Source organism: Streptomyces sp. NPDC020958 (genome assembly GCF_055562175.1).
In genome coordinates, this window is record NZ_JBVHFU010000032.1 from 8,955 (window position 1) to 27,936 (window position 18,982).

Consider the following 18,982-nt stretch of genomic DNA (forward strand, 5'->3'; position numbering starts at 1 on the left):
GATGGCTGTGTCCGTTGACAAGCTGACGGAGGCCCTCCGCGCTTCGTTGCTGGCCAACACCCGCCTGCGCCAGGAGAACAAGACCCTCGCCGACGCGGCGGGCGAGCCGATCGCCATCGTGGGCATGGCCTGCCGCTATCCCGGCGGCGTGGCGGGCCCGGACGACCTGTGGCGGCTGGTCGAGTCCGGTGGCGACGGCGTCGGCCCGTTCCCGGCCGACCGGGGCTGGGACCTCGACGAGCTGCTGGGCACCGCCGGATCCCCGCCCGCGTCGGTGACCAGCGAGGGCGGCTTCCTGGCGGACGCGGGGGACTTCGACGCGGCCTTCTTCCGGATGTCGCCCCGCGAGGCCCTGGCCACGGACCCGCAGCAGCGGCTGCTGCTGGAGACCTCGTGGGAGGCCCTGGAACACGCGGGGATCGATCCCGTCGCGCTCAAAGGCAGCCGGACCGGGGTGTTCGCCGGTGCCTACCAGATGGGCTACGCCGGGCTGGTCACCGAATCCGACGAGCAGCTTCGCGGCCACGCTTTCACCGGGGGGGCGGGCAGCGTCACCTCCGGCCGGGTGGCGTACACGCTCGGCCTGGAGGGTCCCGCGGTGAGCGTGGACACGGCGTGCTCCTCGTCGCTGGTGGCGATGCACCTGGCGGCGCAGGCACTGCGGGCGGGGGAGTGCACGCTGGCACTGGCGGGCGGCGTCACCGTCATGGCGACGCCGGAGACCTTCGTCGCGTTCACGGTACAGGGCGGGACGGCCGCTGACGGGCGGTGCAAGTCGTTCGCCGAGGCCGCGGACGGGGCCGGCTGGTCCGAGGGCGTCGGCGTGCTGGTCCTGGAGCGGCTGTCCGACGCTCGCCGCAACGGCCACGAGGTGTTCGCGGTCATGCGCTCGAGCGCGGTCAACCAGGACGGCGCCTCCAACGGCCTCACCGCCCCGAACGGCCCCTCGCAGCAGCGGGTGATCAGGCAGGCCCTGGCCGCAGCGGGCCTGTCGCCCACCGACGTGGATGCGGTGGAGGCCCACGGCACGGGCACCAAGCTCGGCGACCCGATCGAGGCACAGGCGCTGCTGTCCACGTACGGCCACAACCGCCCCGACGACCGGCCGCTGTGGCTGGGATCCCTGAAGTCGAACATCGGCCACACGCAAGCCGCGGCCGGCGTCGGCGGGGTCATCAAGATGGTGCAGGCGATGCGTCATGGGATCCTGCCCCGGACGCTGCACGTCGACCGCCCGACCACGCACGTCGAGTGGGAGCAGGGCGACGTCCGGCTGCTGACCGAGTCGATCCCGTGGCCGGAGACCGGCCGGCCGCGCCGGGCCGGCGTCTCCTCGTTCGGGGTTAGCGGCACCAACGCGCACGTCATTCTCGAGGCAGCGACCGCCGACATCGACGCCGAGCCGGCCGCCGAAGGTGACGAGCCCGCCGCGGACGGCGCCGAGGTTCCGATCGCCCTGGGCGACTTCGGTGCGGACGGTGTGGTGCCGTGGGTGCTGTCCGGCAGGACCGACGAGGCGGTGCAGGCGCAGGCGGCCCGCCTTCTGGAACATCTGGAATCGGTTCCGGCCCTGCGGCCGGTCGATGTCGGCTGGTCGCTGGCCGGGTTCCGCTCGGCCTTCGACCACCGGGCCGTCGTGGTCGGCGCCGGACCGGACGAGCTGACGGCCGGACTGCGTGCCCTCGCCGCCGGCCGGCCGGCGGCTGAGGTGCTGCAGGGGAGTACGCGCGGCAAGCGCGACGCTGTCTTCGTGTTCCCGGGTCAGGGTGCGCAGTGGGTGGGGATGGCTCAGGAGCTGATCGGGTCTTCGCCTGTCTTCGCCTCGTCGATGCGTGAGTGCGCGGAGGCTCTGGAACCGTTCGTGGACTGGTCGCTGGCCGACGTGCTCGGCGACGAAGCTGCGCTGCAGCGGGTGGATGTCGTGCAGCCGGCGCTGTGGGCGGTGATGGTGTCCCTCGCCGCGGTCTGGCAATCGGCCGGGGTTTCACCGTCCGCGGTGGTGGGTCATTCACAGGGCGAGATCGCGGCGGCGTGTGTGGCGGGTGCGTTGTCGTTGTCCGATGGTGCCCGGGTGGTGGCGTTGCGGAGCAGGGCGATCGCGGAGCATCTGACCGGTGGCGGCATGATGGCGTTGTCGGTGCCCGCCGCGGCGGCGCGGCACTTGATCGCGGACCGGCCCGCGGTGTCGCTGGCCGCGATCAACGGCCCGTCATCCGTGGTGGTCTCGGGCGAGGCCGACGCCCTGGACTCGCTGCAGGAATTCTGCGAGGAGCAGGGGATCCAGGCGCGCCGGATCGCGGTGGACTACGCCTCCCACTCGCATCTGGTCGAGCGCATCGAGGACCGCTTGCTGGCGGATCTGGCTCCGGTCACCCCACGGTCGTCGTCGGTGCCGGTGTTCTCATCGGTGACCGGAGCACTGATGGACACCGCGGAGTGGGACGCCGGGTACTGGTACCGGAACCTGCGCAACACCGTGCTGTTCGAGCAGGCTCTGACGGCGGCCGAGCCCGCCGTGGTGATCGAGGTGAGTCCGCATCCCGTGCTGGCGCCGGCGGTACAGGACGTCGCGCCGGTCGTCGGAACGCTGCGACGCGGCGAGGGTGGCCTGCTCCGGCTGGTCCTGGCGCTCGCCCAGGCATGGACCCACGGTGCCCCCGTGCGGTGGGATGCGGTTTTCGCCGGGCGCAGCGCCGTGCGGGTCGGCCTGCCCACCTACGCGTTCCAGCACCAGCGCTACTGGCCAGGCCCGGCCACGAGCCCCGCCGACGTCGCCGCCGCCGGGCTGAGCCCGGCCGAGCACCCGTTACTGGGCGCCGTGGTGCCGCTGCCGCACACCGACGGGGTGGTGTTCACCAGCCGCCTCTCGCTGCGCACCCACCCCTGGCTCGCCGACCACGCCGTACGCGGCACCGTGCTCCTGCCGGGAACCGGTTTCGTGGAACTGGCCGTCCTGGCGGGCGACAGCGTGCGGTGCGACCGGGTGGACGAGCTCGTCCTCGAGGCGCCGCTGGTGCTGCCCGCCCAGGGTGGTGTGCAGCTGCAGGTCGTCGTGGGCGAGGCGGAGCCGGACACCTCCCGCCGCGGTGTCGCCGTGTACGCCCGGCCCGACGGGCAGGAGGAGTGGACCCGCCACGCCACGGGCACGGTGAGCGCCGGGGCCGCCGGTGCCGGGGCGGAGTTCGACCCGGTGAGCCGCGACTGGCCCGTGCCCGGTGCGACGGAGATCGACACCGGGGAGTTCTACGAGCAGCTCGACGCGGGCGGCTTCCTCGCGTACGGGCCGGTGTTCCGGGGGTTGCGCCGGGCCTGGCGTGCCGGGGACCGGATCCTCGCCGACGTCGAGCTGCCCGAAGCCGGGCGCGGTCTCGCGGCATCGTTCGGGATCCACCCGGCGCTGCTGGACGCCGCGCTGCACCCCGCGGTCTTCGCCGAGCCGGCCGCGGCGCGCGACGACGGCCTGCCGTTCAGCTTCACCGACATCGTCCTGCGGGCCGCGGGCGCCTCCCGGCTGCGGGTGGCTCTGACAAGGACCGGTCCGGACCAGCTGGCGATCGCGGTCGCGGACAGCACGGGATCGCCGGTGCTGTCGATCGGATCGCTGACCATCCGTCCGGTGCGAGCCGGAGCCGTCACGGCCGGGTCCGGCGACGGCACCATGCTGCGGATCGACTGGGTCGAGACCACGCCGGCTGAAGCGACCGCCGACACCGCCGACGCCGTGCTGCTGGCCGCCGAGGGTGACCCGAACGAAGTCGTGCGGTCCACCCACGACCTGACAGCGCGGGTTCTGGGACAACTGCAACAGCACCTCGGTACGGACGAGCGCCCGGTGGTCGTGACGACCCGAGGCGCGATCGCGGCCGACTCCGGCGAATCCGTCACGGACATCGCCGCGGCAGCGGTGTGGGGCCTGGTCCGCTCGGCGCAGAGCGAGCACCCCGGCCGGATCGTCCTGCTCGACAGCGACACCGAGGTCGACGCCGCGGTGCTGGGCCGGGTGCTCACCGCGGACGAACCGCAGCTGGTGCTGCGCAACGGCAAGCTGCTCGCCGCCCGCCTCACCAGGGTCACAGGCGCGGACGAGCTCACCGCGCCGGCGTCGTCGCCCGAGCTCTGGCGGCTCGACTCCACCGAGAAGGGCACGCTGGAGAATCTGGCCCTGCAACCGGTTCCCGAGCTGGCTGGCCCACTGGAACAGGGTCAGGTCCGGGTGCGCGTCCGGGCGGCGGGCCTCAACTTCCGGGACGTCCTCAACGCCCTCGGCATGGTCGACGATCCGCGTGCCGCCGGGCCTCTGGGCGGGGAGATCTCCGGTGTGATCGTCGAGACCGGGCCGGGCGTGACGAGCCTCGTGCCAGGCGACCGCGTCATGGGCATCGTGCCCGGTGGTTTCGGGCCGGAGGCGGTGACCGACCACCGGCTGCTGACGACGATCCCGTCCGGTTGGTCGTTCGTCACGGCTGCTTCGGTGCCGGTTGCGTTCCTGACGGCGTACTACGGCCTGGTCGACCTCGCGGGCCTGCGGTCCGGCGAGTCCCTGCTGGTGCACGCCGGGGCCGGTGGGGTGGGGTCGGCGGCGATCCAGCTCGCTCGGCACCTCGGCGCGGAGGTGTTCGCCACCGCGCATCCGGCCAAGTGGCCCGCACTGCACGCGCAAGGCCTCACGACGGACCGGGTCGCATCCTCCCGGGATCTCGCCTTCCGTGAGCGTTTCCAGGCCCTGGACGTGGTGCTCAACTCGCTGGCCGGCGAGTTCGTGGACGCCTCCCTCGACGTGCTGGCCCCGGGCGGGCGGTTTCTCGAGATGGGCAAGACCGACATACGGTCCGCCGATGATCTGCGCGAGCAGCGCCCCGGGCTGAGCTACCAGGCGTTCGACCTGATGGACGCCGGTATCGACCGCATCCAGGAAATGCTCCAGGAGGTGGCCCGGCTCTTCGCGGACGGCGCGCTGAAGCCGTTGCCGGTCACGGCCTTCGACGTGCGCCGGGGACAGGACGCCTTCCGGCACATGAGCCAGGCCCGGCACGTCGGCAAGCTCGTGCTGACGATCCCGCACGCCCTCGCCCCCGACGGTACGGTCCTGATCACCGGCGGTACCGGGGGCCTGGCCGGCGCGGTGGCGCGGCACCTGGTCACCGAACACGGCACGCGTCATCTGTTGCTGCTGAGCCGCCGCGGGCCGGACGCGCCGGGGGCAGCGGAACTGATCGCGGACCTGACCCGCAGTGGCGCAACGGCCCAGGTGCTGGCCTGCGACGTGACCGACCGGGCGGCGCTGGCCGAGGCACTGGCGGCCGTCTCCCCGGACCACCCGCTGACCGGCGTCGTGCACACCGCGGGCATCATCGAGGACGGCCTGCTCGGCTCGATCACCCGCGAGCAGCTGGACCGCGTACTCGCACCCAAGGTCGACGCGGCCTGGCACCTGCACGAGCTCACGCGCGACCTGGATCTCGCGATGTTCGTGGTGTTCTCGTCCCTGGCCGGCTTCATGGGCGGCGGCGGGCAGAGCAACTACGCCGCCGGAAACGTGTTTTTGGACGCGCTCATGCAGCACCGCCGCCGCGCTGGTCTGCCGGGCCTGTCGATGGCGTGGGGCGCCTGGACGACCGAGATCGGCCTGGTCGGCACCCTGTCGGAGGTCGACATCGCGCGGATGGCCCGGTCGGCCATGCCTCCCATGTCCGTCGAACAGGGCCTCGACCTGTTCGACCGCGCGCTCGGCACCGGCCACCCGGTCCTCGGCCTGACCCGGCTGAAGGTCCAGGCGCTGCGGGCTCAGCACGACGCCCCGCTGTGGCGCGCGCTGACCGGTGGCATCGCGCGCCGCACCGCCGACAACACCCGCGCGGGCCGCCACGGGCTGGGCGAGCGTCTCGCCGCACTTCCCGCAGCCGAGCGCCGGCAGATCCTCACCGACCTCGTCCGCGATGCCGCCGCGGCCGTGCTCGGGCACGCCTCCGGCACGCAGATCAACGCCGACCAGCCGTTCAGCGACCTCGGCTTCGACTCGCTGACCTCCGTCGAGCTGCGGAACCTGCTGCGTGCCCGGACCGGCGTCAGCCTCGCCGCCGGCGCCGTGTTCGACTATCCGACCGTCGCCCGCCTGGCCGCGCACCTGGCGACCGGCTTCGGTGAGCCGGAGACCACGGAGACGACCACGGTGCCGGCGCCGGTGTCGGTCACCGGTGACCCGATCGTCATAGTCGGCATGGCCTGCCGATTCCCGGGCGGGGTGGGCGACCCCGACGACCTGTGGCAGCTCGTCGCCGGCGGCATCGACGGCGTCACTCCCTTTCCGGCCGACCGCGGCTGGGACCTCGACGCGCTCCTCGGCGCCGACGGGTCCGCGGCGTCGGCCACGGCCGAGGGCGGCTTCCTCGCCGGCGCCGACGAGTTCGACGCCGCCTTCTTCCGCATCTCGCCGCGCGAGGCCCTGGCCACCGACCCGCAGCAGCGGTTGCTGCTGGAAGTGTCGTGGGAGGCCCTGGAGCGGGCGGGAATCAATCCCGGAACGCTGGCCGGCAGCCCGACCGGCGTCTTCGCCGGAGCCTTCGGATCGGGGTACGGGGAACTCGTCGCCCGCTCCGGCGAGCAACTCCAGGGCCATCTCATCACCGGCGCAGCGGGCAGTGCGATCTCGGGGCGGGTTGCGTACGCGCTGGGGCTGGAGGGTCCCGCGGTGAGCGTGGACACGGCGTGTTCGTCGTCGCTGGTGGCGATGCATCTGGCCGCGCAGGCGCTGCGGGCGGGGGAGTGCTCGTTGGCGCTGGCCGGCGGCGTCACCGTCATGGCCACTGCGGATGCCTTCGTGGGCTTCACCGCTCAGGGCGGCCTCGCCGGGGACGGCCGGTGCAAGTCGTTCGCCGACAGCGCCGACGGGACGGGCTGGTCCGAGGGCGTCGGTGTCGTGGTCCTGGAACGCCTGTCCGAGGCCGAGCGCCAGGGGCACGAGATCCTCGCCGTGTTGCGGTCGAGCGCGGTCAACCAGGACGGCGCCTCCAACGGCCTGACGGCTCCGAACGGTCCGTCTCAGCAGCGGGTGATCCGTCAGGCTCTGGCGGCGGCCAGTCTGTCCCCCGCCGACGTGGATGCGGTGGAAGCCCACGGTACGGGCACCGAGCTCGGCGATCCGATCGAGGCGCAGGCCCTGCTGCTGACCTATGGCAAGGACCGCCCGGAGAACCAGCCGTTGTGGCTGGGGTCCCTCAAGTCGAACATCGGTCACGCCCAGGCTGCCGCGGGTGTCGGTGGTGTGATCAAGATGGTCATGGCGCTGCGTCATGGGGTCCTGCCCAAGACTCTGCATGTGGACGCGCCGTCGACTCAGGTGGACTGGACGCAGGGTGATGTGCGGTTGCTGACCGATGCGGTGCCGTGGCCGGAGACGGGTCGTCCGCGGCGGGCCGGGGTGTCGTCGTTCGGTGTCAGTGGCACGAACGCCCACGTCATCCTGGAAGCCCCGGCTTCCGTCGACGGGTCCGCGGTGGCCGTGGAGATCGATGCCGGTGGTGTGGTGCCGTGGGTGTTGTCCGCGAAGACGGCTGATGCGGTGCGTGCTCAGGCGGCGAGGCTGGTGGAGCATGTGGAGGCGGATCCGTCGTTGCGGCCGGTGGATGTCGGCTGGTCGTTGGTGGACACGCGTGCGGTGTTCGACCATCGTGCGGTGGTGGTGGGCGGTGACCGTGAACAGCTCCTCGCTGGTCTGCGCAATGTGTCCCCGGTTGCCGCGCAGGGGAGTCCGCGGGTGGGTGTGTTGTTCACCGGTCAGGGTGCGCAGCGGGTGGGTATGGCCCGCGGGTTGTATGAGAGTTCGCCGGTGTTCGCTGCCGCGCTGGATGAGATTGTCGCGGAGTTGGATCCGTTGCTGGATCGTCCCCTGGCCGAGGTGATGTGGGGTGATGGTCCGGAGCTGATCGACCGGACGGGGTGGGCGCAGCCGGCGCTGTTCGCGGTGGAGGCGGCGCTGTTCGCGGTGCTGCGCTCGCATGGGGTGCGTCCGGATTATCTGCTGGGTCATTCCATCGGTGAGCTGACCGCCGCTTATGTGGCGGGGGTGTGGTCGCTTCCTGATGCATGTCGGGTGGTGGCGGCGCGGGCGAGGCTGATGCAGGCGCTGCCGGCTGGTGGGGTGATGGCCACGATCCAGCTGCCTGAAGCCGATGTCATCCCGTTGCTGCCCGAGGGGGTGGCGGTCGCTGCGGTCAATACGGCGGGTTCGGTGGTGGTGTCGGGTCCGCGGGATGCGGTGGAGGGGTTGCTGGCATCGGTCTCGGTGAAGGTGACGCGGTTGAGGGTGTCGCATGCGTTCCATTCGGGGTTGATGGATCCGATGCTGGCGGAGTTCGCGCGGGTGTTGGAGTCGGTGGAGTTCCGGGAGCCGCGGATCCCGGTCGTGTCGAATCTGACCGGCGAGGTGGGTGACGAGTTGGCGTCGCCTGGTTATTGGGTGCGGCAGGTGCGGGGTACGGTCCGGTTCGCCGACGGGGTGCGGTGGCTGGGTGAGCAGGGTGTGTCCGTGTGGGTGGAGGCTGGTCCGGACGGGGTGTTGTCGGGGCTGGTGGACAACAGTGCGCCGATGTTGCGGCGCAGGCGTGACGACGGTGAGGCGGTGCTGGCCGCGGTCGGGCACCTCTGGGCGAACGGTGTCGCCGTGGACTGGGCGCCGGCTTTCGCGGGCCTGGACGCGCGGCGGGTGGCGCTGCCGACCTACGCGTTCCAGCACCAGCGCTACTGGCCCGACACCACCGGCGGGCCGGCCGATGTCGCCGCGGCCGGGCTGAGCGCAGCCGAGCATCCGTTGCTGGGGGCAGTGCTGCCACTGCCGCAGTTCGACGGGGTCGTGTTCACCAGCCGCCTGTCGCTGCGCACCCATCCCTGGCTCGCCGACCACGCCGTTCGGGGCGTGGCCGTGTTCCCCGGCGCCGGATTCGTCGAGCTCGCCGTCCGCGCCGGGGACAGCGTCGGCTGCGACCACCTCGACGAGCTCGTCCTCGAGGCCCCGCTGGTGCTGCCCGCCCAGGGCGGTATCCAGGTGCAGGTCTTGGTCGGCGCCGAGGCTGATGCGCGGCGCAGCATCGCGGTCCACGCCCGGCCGGACGGCGAGGAGACGTGGACCCGGCACGCCACCGGAACGGTCAGCGCCACCGTGGCCGAGGCGGGACCGGAGTTTGCCCCGTTCGCCGGGCCGTGGCCTGGACCGGAGGCGACCGAGTTGGACACCGCGGGCTTCTACGAGCGGGTACGGGAGGGCGGGCTCCTCGCATACGGTCCGATGTTCCAGGGGCTGCACCGCGCCTGGCGGGATGGGGACCGCGTCCTCGCCGAGGTGGAGCTGCCTGACGCGGCCCGGGGCACGTCGTTCGGGCTGCACCCGGCGCTGCTGGACGCCGCGCTGCAGGCCATGGCCTTCGCCGGGCTCGACGCGGTGGAAAGCGGCGGGCTGCCGTTCAGCTTCTCCGGTGTGGTCCTGCGCGCCACCGGGGCGTCCCGGCTGCGCGTCGTCCTGACCCCGCAGGGTGCGGACCAGGCCGCGATCGTGGTCGCGGACGGCGCCGGGTCACCGGTGCTGTCGATCGGCTCGCTGACCGTCCGGGCGGCCGTGGCTCCGGGCGCCGCAGCCGGTACGGGCGACCGGTCCCTGCTTGCCCCGCAGTGGCCCGAGATCCCGGTCCCGGACGCGGAACCGGTGGCTGAGTGGGTGATGGTCGACCCGGATGCCGCGGCCCACGCCGGCCTTCCCGAGGTCGCGACCGGCACCAACGACGAGGCGCGACCGCGCGCTGTGATTCTGCCGGTGTCCGGGGACCCGGACGACGTGGTGGAGTCCGCCCACGACCGCACCGCCTGGGTGCTGGAGCAGCTGCAGGTCCGGCTGGAGCGGACCGCGGTCCCGCTGGTCGTCGTCACCCGCGGCGCGGTTGTCGCACAGCCCGGCGAGACCGTGACGGATCTGGCCGCGGCGGCGGTGTGGGGTCTGGTGCGCTCGGCGCAGACCGAGAACCCGGGCCGGATCGTGCTGCTCGACACCGACGCCGAGGTGGACGCGGTGCTGCTGGGCCAGGTCCTTGCCGTCGGCGAACCGCAGCTGGCGTGGCGCCAGGGCCGGTTGCACACCGCGCGCCTGTACCGGACCGGTCGCGGCGACGAGCTTCCCGTCCCGGCGGCGGAGGTCCCCTGGCGGCTGGACACCAAGGGACGTGGCACGCTGGAGAACCTGGCGCTCGTGCCCCGGCCCGAGCTGGGGGAACCGCTGGAGGCGGGCCAGGTCCGGCTCGACGTACGTGCGGCGGGCCTCAACTTCCGCGACGTCCTCAACGCCCTCGGCATGTATCGCGGCCAGGCCGGCCCGCTCGGCGGCGAGATCGCGGGCGTGGTCACCGAGGTGGGGCACGGGGTCACCGGGGTGCGGCCCGGCGACCGGGTGCTGGGTCTGGCCTTCGGGTCGATCGGGCCGGTTGCCGTGACCGACGAGCGGCTGCTCACCGCGATGCCCGAGGACTGGTCGTTCGCCACCGCCGCAGCGGTGCCGATCGTGTTCCTGACCGCCTATTACGGACTGGTCGACCTGGCCGGCCTGCACCCTGGGGAATCGGTTCTGATCCACGCCGGCGCCGGCGGCGTAGGCATGGCGGCCATCCAGCTCGCGCGGCATCTCGGCGCAGACGTCTACGCCACCGCGAGCGAGGCGAAATGGCCGGTCCTGCACGAGCGGGGCGTGGCGCAGCACCGGATCGCGTCCTCGCGGGACCTGACGTTCCGGGAACGGTTCCGGACCGCCACGGAGGGCCGTGGCGTCGACGTGGTGCTCAACTCTTTGGCCGGCGAGTTCGTGGACGCCTCGCTCGACGTGCTGGCCCCCGGCGGGCGCTTCCTCGAGATGGGCAAGACCGACATTCGGTCGGCGGAGGAGCTCGCGCCGCGGGCCAACTACGCGGCTTTCGACCTCATGGACGCGGGTTGGGACCGTATCCAGGAAATGCTGCGAGACGTGATGGGCTTGTTCGGCGCAGGTGTTCTGCACCCGCTGCCCGTCACCGCCTGGGACGTCCGCCGGGCGCAGGACGCCTTCCGGCACATGAGCCAGGCCCGGCACGTCGGCAAGCTGGTGCTGACGATCCCCCGGGCCCTCGATCCGGACGGTACGGTTGTCATCACCGGTGGCACCGGAGGTCTCGGTGGCGTCATGGCCCGGCACCTTGCCGACCACGGTGCCCGCAAGCTGCTGCTGCTGAGCCGACGTGGTGCGGACGCCCCCGGCGCCGCCGAACTCGTTGCCGACCTGGCGCAGCGCGGTGCCGTCGCCGAGATCGTGGCGTGCGACGTGGCGGACCGTTCGGCGCTGGCCGTGGCGCTGGCCGCCAGGACCATCACCGGCGTCGTGCACACCGCGGGCGTGGTCGAGGACGGCGTCCTCGGGTCGCTGTCGCGTGACCGCCTGGACCGGGTGCTCGTACCGAAGGTCGACGCGGCCTGGCACCTGCACGAGCTGACCCGCGACCAGGACCTGGCGATGTTCGTGGTGTTCTCCTCCCTCGCCGGGATCTCGGGCGGGGCCGGGCAGGGAAACTACGCCGCCGGCAACGTGTTCCTGGACGCGTTGATGCAGCACCGCCGCCACGCGGGCCTGCCGGGCCTGTCGATGGCGTGGGGCGCGTGGACGACTGAGATCGGCCTGACGGGCGCCCTGTCGCGCACGGATCTGGCCCGGCTCGCCCGGTCGGCCATGCCGCCGCTCTCCGCAGAGCAGGGAGTGGAGCTGTTCGACCGGGCGCTGGAGACCGGCCAACCTGTGCTGGCGCTGACCCGGCTCAACATCGCGGCCCTGCGGAACCAGCAGGACCTTCCGGCCGTGTGGCGCGCGCTGGCCGGCGGCTCCGCACGCCGCGCCGCCGACAACGTGCCCTCGCGGCACGAGTTGCCCGCCGCCGAGCGCCGGCGGGTCCTGACCGATCTCGTCCGCGAGACGGCCGCATCCGTGCTGGGTCACGCCTCCGCCGCGCAGATCGATCCGGACCAGCCGTTCAACGAGCTGGGCTTCGACTCGCTGACCTCCGTGGAACTGCGCAACCTGCTGCAGTCCCGAACCGGTCTGAGTCTGGCCTCCAGCGCGGTGTTCGACTATCCGACCGTCACGCGGCTGGCCGGATATCTGACCGCGGAGTCCGGAGACCCGGCTCCGGATCCGGCAGTGGTGCCGGCGCTCGTGCCGGTCGCCGACGACCCGATCGTCATCGTGGGCATGGCCTGCCGGTACCCCGGCGGAGTCACGGACCCCGACGGCCTGTGGCGCGTCGTCACCGACGAGATCGACGGCATCACCCCGTTCCCGGCCGACCGCGGCTGGGACCTGGACGCGCTGCTCGGCGCGGACGGGACCGGAACGAGCATGTCCGCCACCGCCGAGGGTGGTTTCATCGACGGCGCCGACGAGTTCGACGCGCAGTTCTTCCGCATCTCGCCCCGCGAGGCTCTGGCCACTGATCCGCAGCAGCGGTTGCTGCTCGAAGTGTCGTGGGAGGCGCTGGAACAGGCGGGAATCGCTCCCTCCTCGCTGGTGGGGACCCCGACCGGCGTCTTCGCCGGCGCCTACCAGTCCGGCTACACCGACATCGTCGACCACGGCAACGAGGAGCTGCGCGGACACCTGGTGACCGGCGGCGCGAGCAGCGCGATCTCGGGCCGGGTCGCGTACACGCTGGGCCTGGAGGGTCCCGCGGTCAGCGTGGACACCGCCTGCTCCTCGTCGCTCGTGGCGATGCACCTGGCCGCCCAGGCCCTGCGGTCGGGCGAGTGCACGCTCGCTCTCGCGGGCGGTGTCACCGTCATGGCCACACCCGGTGCGATCGTCGGGCTCACGGCGCAGGGCCCGCTCGCCGGCGACGGGCGGTGCAAGTCGTTCTCCGACGGTGCCGACGGCGCGGGCTGGTCCGAGGGCGTCGGCATGATCGTGCTGGAACGCCTGTCCGACGCCGAGCGCCACGGCCACGAGGTGCTGGCCGTGTTCCGCTCGAGCGCGGTCAACCAGGATGGTGCCTCCAACGGCCTCACCGCCCCGAACGGCCCGTCTCAGCAGCGTGTCATCCGCCAGGCGCTGGCGGCGGCGGGTCTGTCGCCGGATGACGTGGATGCGGTGGAGGCCCACGGTACGGGCACCCGCCTCGGCGACCCGATCGAAGCCCAGGCACTGCTCGCCACGTACGGCCAGAACCGCTCCGACGACCGGCCGCTGTGGCTGGGATCCCTGAAGTCGAACATCGGCCACACCCAGGCCGCGGCGGGTGTCGGCGGTGTGATCAAGATGGTCATGGCCCTGCGTCACGGACTGCTGCCCAAGACGCTGCACGTGGACGCGCCCACCTCCCAGGTCGACTGGACGAAGGGCAACGTACGGCTGCTGACGTCAGCGGTGCCGTGGCCCGAGAACGGCCATCCGCGCCGCGCCGGCGTCTCCTCGTTCGGCATCAGCGGCACCAACGCCCACGTGATCCTCGAAGCCCCGTCCTGGGCCGAGATGCCACCGCCGGTGAGCGCCGACAACGAGGGCGTGGTGCCCTGGGTGCTGTCCGGTAAGACCGACGACGCCGCACGGGCACAAGCCGCGCGACTGCTGGAACACGTGGAATCGGTTCCCGCTCTGCGCCCGGTGGACGTGGGCTGGTCGCTGCTGGAAACCCGGGAGGCGTTCGATCACCGGGCGGTGGTGGTCGGCAGCGATCGTGACGAGTTGCTCGCCGGCCTGCGCGCCGTGACGACCGGCGAGCAGGCACCGAAACAGGCCGGCCGCGCGAACCGGGTGGTGTTCGTCTTCCCCGGCCAGGGCGGCCAGTGGGTCGGCATGGCCCAGGACCTGCTGGGATCCTCGCCGGTGTTCGCCGCGTCCTTCGCCGAGTGCCAGGCGGTCCTGGCGGCGTTCGTGGACTGGTCGCTGGAGGACGTACTCGGTGACGAGGTCGCGCTCAAGCGGGTGGAGGTCGTCCAGCCCGTGCTGTGGGCCGTGATGGTGTCCCTGGCGGCGGTGTGGCGGTCCTTCGGTGTGGAGCCGGACGCTGTCATCGGCGCCAGTCAGGGCGAGATCGCGGCGGCCGTCGTGGCAGGCGAGCTGAGCCTGGCGGACGGCGCGCGGGTCGTGGCGTTGCGCAGCCGGCTGCTGGCCGAGCGGATGGTCGGCCGCGGCGTGCTGGCCTCGATCGCGCTGCCGGTCGAGCGGGTCCGCGAGCTGTTGCCTGAAGGTTTGAGCATTGCCGGGATCAACGGACCCGCGACGGTGACCGTGGCCGGCGGGCAGGACGCGGTGGAGGGCTTCACCGCGCGGCTGACCGAGGAGGGCGTCCGGGCCCGGGTGGTCGCCTCGTCCGTGGCCACCCACTGCGCGCTGGTGGACGACCTCGAGGACGACCTGGCTGAGCTTCTGCGGGAGGTCGAGCCACGCGAGGGGGCTGTGCCGTTCTACTCGACGGTGGATCCGGGCCTGCGGGAGCCGGGAACCCTCGACGCGGGCTACTGGTTCGCGAACATGCGCCGGCCGGTGTCCTTCGAGCCGGTCGTACGGGAACTGGTCGAGTCGGAGTCGTTGACGTTCATCGAAGTCGGGCCGCATCCTGTGCTGCTGCCCCCGATCCAGGACATCGCCGACCTCCATGCGACCGGGTCGACGGTCGTGGTGAGCACCCTGCGCCGCAACGAGGGCGATCTGCGGCGGCTGGTCGCGTCGGTGGCGCAGGCTTACTCGTACGGGGTCGCAGTCGACTGGGCCCCGTTGTTCCACGGGCGCGGGGCACGCCGGGTCGCCCTGCCCACGTACGCGTTCCAGCGCCGGCGGTACTGGCCCGAGATGACAGGCGGCCCGGCCGGTGTGACGGCGGCCGGGCTGGATTCGGCGGAGCACCCGCTGCTCGGTGCCATGGTGACGTTGCCGCACAGCGACGGGGTGCTGTTCACCAGCCGGCTGTCCCTCCGCACCCACCCGTGGCTCGCCGATCACGCCGTACAGGGAACCGTGATCTTCCCCGGTACGGGCTATGTCGAGCTGGCCGTCCGGGCCGGTGACAGCGTCGGCTGCGACAGGCTGGACGAACTCGTTCTGGAAGCACCGCTGGTGCTGCCCGCCCAGGGCGGCGTCCAGGTGCAACTGGTGGTCGACGCGGGCGAGACACAGCGTGCGTTTGCGGTGTACGCCCGGCCCGACGGGCAGGACGAGTGGACTCGGCATGCCACCGGTGTGCTGAGTTCCGGTGCCGCGCAGGCCGGCGCCGAGTTCGATCCGGTGAGCCAGGCGTGGCCCGCCGCGGGCGCGACCGAAATGGATCTGAGTCAGTTCTATGCCGCCACGGATTCCTACGGCCCGCAGTTCCAGGGGCTGACCCGGGCGTGGCGGCACGGGGACCAGATCCTGGCCGAGGTTGAGCTGCCCGAGGCCGCGCGGGGCGCCGCCGGGTCGTACGTGATCCATCCGGCCCTGCTCGACGCCGCCCTGCACGCTGCGGCCTTCGCCGGGCTGAGCGACGGCGGCCTGCCGTTCAGCTTCACCGACGTGGTGCTGCACGCCTCGGGTGCCGCGCGGCTGCGGGTCACGATGACGCGTACGGGTCCGGACGAGGTGGCTGTCGCCGTTGCCGACGGCACGGGACTGCCCGTGCTGTCGATCGGGGCGCTCGCGGTGCGACCGTTCAACACCGGCTCCCTGACCGGCGGCGCGGACGACGGTGCTGTGCTCACCCTGGACTGGATCGGCATCGACCCGGTCGGCATCCCGGTGGACAGCTGGACGGTGGCCGACCGCACGGCCCCGCTCGGCGACGAGACGGCGACGCTGCCGGTGGTGCTGGTGGTCTCCGGCGACCCGGCTACGGTGGCGGAGTCCTCCCACGAGTTGACCGGCTGGGTGCTGACGCAGCTTCAGCAGTGGCTGGGCAGTGAGAGCACGGTTCCCCTGGTGGTCATGACCCGCGGTGCGGTTGCCGTACGGACCTCTTCCTCGGCGCCCGCTTCCCCGGAGGGCGCGCGGGGGGAACCGGTTCCCGACCTTCCGGCGGCCGCCGTCTGGGGCCTCGTACGGTCGGCGCAGACGGAGAATCCCGGCCGGATCGTGCTGCTCGACACCGACAGCGACCTGGACGCTGCCACGCTGGGCAACGTCCTCGCCGCCGATGAGCCCCAACTGGTGTTGCGGGACGGCCGGCTCCACGCGGGCCGCCTGACTCGCTCCCGTCTCTCGGCCGGGGCCCCTCTGGAACCGGCTGGAACCGTTCTCATCACGGGTGGCACCGGTGGGCTGGGCGGTGTGGTGGCGCGGCACCTCGTGTCCGCGTACGGCATCCGGAGCCTGGTGCTGCTGAGCCGGCGCGGCGCCGACGCCCCGGGCGCGGCGGAGCTGGTGGCCGAGCTGTCGCAGCAGGGTGCCGAGGCCGAGCTCGTGGCGTGCGACGTGGCCGACCGGTCGGCGCTCGCCGAGGTGCTGGCCTCCCGTCCGATCGGCGGCGTCGTGCATGTCGCGGGTGTCCTCGACGACGGCGTGATCGACACCCTGTCGCGCGAGCAGCTCGACCGGGTGCTCGCCCCGAAGGTGGACGCGGCCTGGCACCTGCACGAGTTGACCCGCGACCTCGACCTGTCGATGTTCGTGGTCTTCTCCTCCCTCGCCGGCATCCTGGGCGGCGGCGGCCAGGGCAACTACGCTGCGGGCAACGCCTTCCTGGACGCGCTCATGCAGCAACGCCGCCACGACGGGCTGCCGGGCCTCTCGCTTGCCTGGGGCGCCTGGACCACGGAGGTGGGCCGTACGGGTGAGCTGTCCGAGGTCGACCTCCGGCGCATTGCCCGCTCGGCGATCCCGCCGGTCGCCGCCGGCCAGGGCATGGAGCTCTTCGATCGGGCACTGCGCGCCGGCTCGCCGGTGGTGGCGCTCACCCGGCTCAACGTCCGGGCCCTGCGGGATCAGGCCGGTGTGCCGGCCGTGTGGCGTGCGCTGGCGGGCGGGATGCTGCGGCGGGCCGCGGACAACACCGTCGACGGTCGCAGCGGACCGGCGCACCGGCTGGCCGAGCTGGCCCCGGCGGATCGGGAGAAGCAACTGCTCGACTTGGTCGGCGACGCCGCCTCAGCGGTGCTCGGCTACGCCCCGGGCACGCGGATCAGCGCCGACCAGCCGTTCAAGGAGCTCGGCTTGGACTCCCTGACGGCGGTCGAGCTGCGCAACGTGCTGAAGACCCGGACCGGCCTGCGCCTGGCGTCCAGCGCGGTGTTCGACTACCCGACCGTGGCTCGGCTCGCGGCCCACCTGGCCGCCGGGTTCGACGACGTACGTCCGGCGGTTCCGGTGACTGTCCCGGCGCTCCCGCCGGTGACCGACGACCCGGTCGTCATCGTGGGCATGGCCTGCCGCTTCCCTGGCGGTGTCATGAACCCCGACGACCTGTGGCAGCTGGTGGCCGACGAGGCTGACGGCGTCGCGCCGTTCCCGACCGACCGCGGCTGGGACCTCGGCCGCCTCCTGGGAACCGTCTCCAGGACGGCCGCTTCCGCGGCGAGCGAAGGCGGCTTCGTCGACGGGGTGGACGAGTTCGACGCGGCGTTCTTCCGCATCTCGCCCCGTGAGGCCCTCGCCACCGACCCGCAGCAACGGTTGCTGCTGGAGGTGTCGTGGGAGGCGCTGGAACAGGCGGGAATCGATCCCCACTCCCTGGCCGGCAGCCCCACCGGCGTCTTCGCAGGCGCCTACCAGTCCGGCTACACCGAGCTCGTTGCCCGCAGTGGCATGGACGTGCAGGGTCACATGATCACCGGCGCGGCGAGCAGTGCGATCTCGGGGCGGGTTGCGTATGCGCTGGGGCTGGAGGGTCCCGCGGTCAGCGTGGACACCGCCTGCTCCTCATCGATGGTCTCGATGCACCTGGCGGCCCAGGCTCTGCGAGCCGGGGAGTGCTCGCTGGCGCTGGCCGGTGGTGTCACGGTGATGGCCGAGCCGGGCGTGTTCATCGGCTTCACGGTCCAGGGCGGCATGGCCGCGGACGGCCGCTGCAAGTCGTTCGCCGACAGCGCTGACGGGACGGGCTGGTCCGAGGGTGCTGGCATGATCGTGTTGGAGCGGCTGTCCGACGCCGTGCGCAACGGCCACGAGGTTCTCGCCGTCATGCGGTCGAGTGCGGTGAATCAGGACGGTGCGTCGAACGGTCTGACGGCTCCGAACGGTCCGTCCCAGCAGCGTTTGATCCGTCAGGCCCTGGCGGCGGCGGGTCTGTCGTCGGCTGATGTGGATGCGGTGGAGGCCCACGGTACGGGCACCCGCCTCGGTGATCCGATCGAGGCGCAGGCGCTGCTGTCCACGTATGGCCAGGACCGTCCCGGCGACCGGCCGTTGTGGCTGGGGTCCCTCAAGTCCAACATCGGTCACACTCAGGCCGCGGCGGGTGTGGCCGGGGTCATCAAGATGGTCATGGCGCTGCGTCACGGGATCCTCCCCAGGACTCTGCACGTGGACGCGCCGACCTCGCAGGTGGACTGGACCGAGGGGAATGTGCGGCTGCTGACCGGCGCGGTGCCGTGGCCGGAGACGGGTCGTCCGCGCCGTGCCGGGGTGTCCTCGTTCGGTATCAGCGGTACCAACGCGCATGTCATCCTCGAGGCCCCCGAGGCATCCGGGCCCGGGCCTGAGCGCGGGCCGGAGGTTGGTGGCCCGGTGCCGTGGGTGTTGTCTGCCAGGACGGCTGATGCGGTGCGTGCTCAGGCGGCGAGGCTGGTGGAGCATGTGGAGGCGGATCCGTCGTTGCGGCCGGTGGATGTCGGCTGGTCGTTGGTGGACACGCGTGCGGTGTTCGACCATCGTGCGGTGGTGGTGGGCGGTGACCGTGAACAGCTCCTCGCTGGTCTGCGCAATGTGTCCGCGGTTGCCGCGCAGGGGAGTCCGCGGGTGGGTGTGTTGTTCACCGGTCAGGGTGCGCAGCGGGTGGGTATGGCCCGGGGTTTGTATGAGAGTTCG

1 protein-coding gene is annotated in these 18,982 nt (G+C 72.4%); it reads left to right on the plus strand.

The features are described 5' to 3' along the window. Nucleotides 1-7: 7 nt before the first annotated feature. Nucleotides 8-18,982 (plus strand): SDR family NAD(P)-dependent oxidoreductase (locus ACZ3KP_RS40555; protein WP_467506111.1); only part of this gene is annotated, 18,975 nt, incomplete at its 3' end.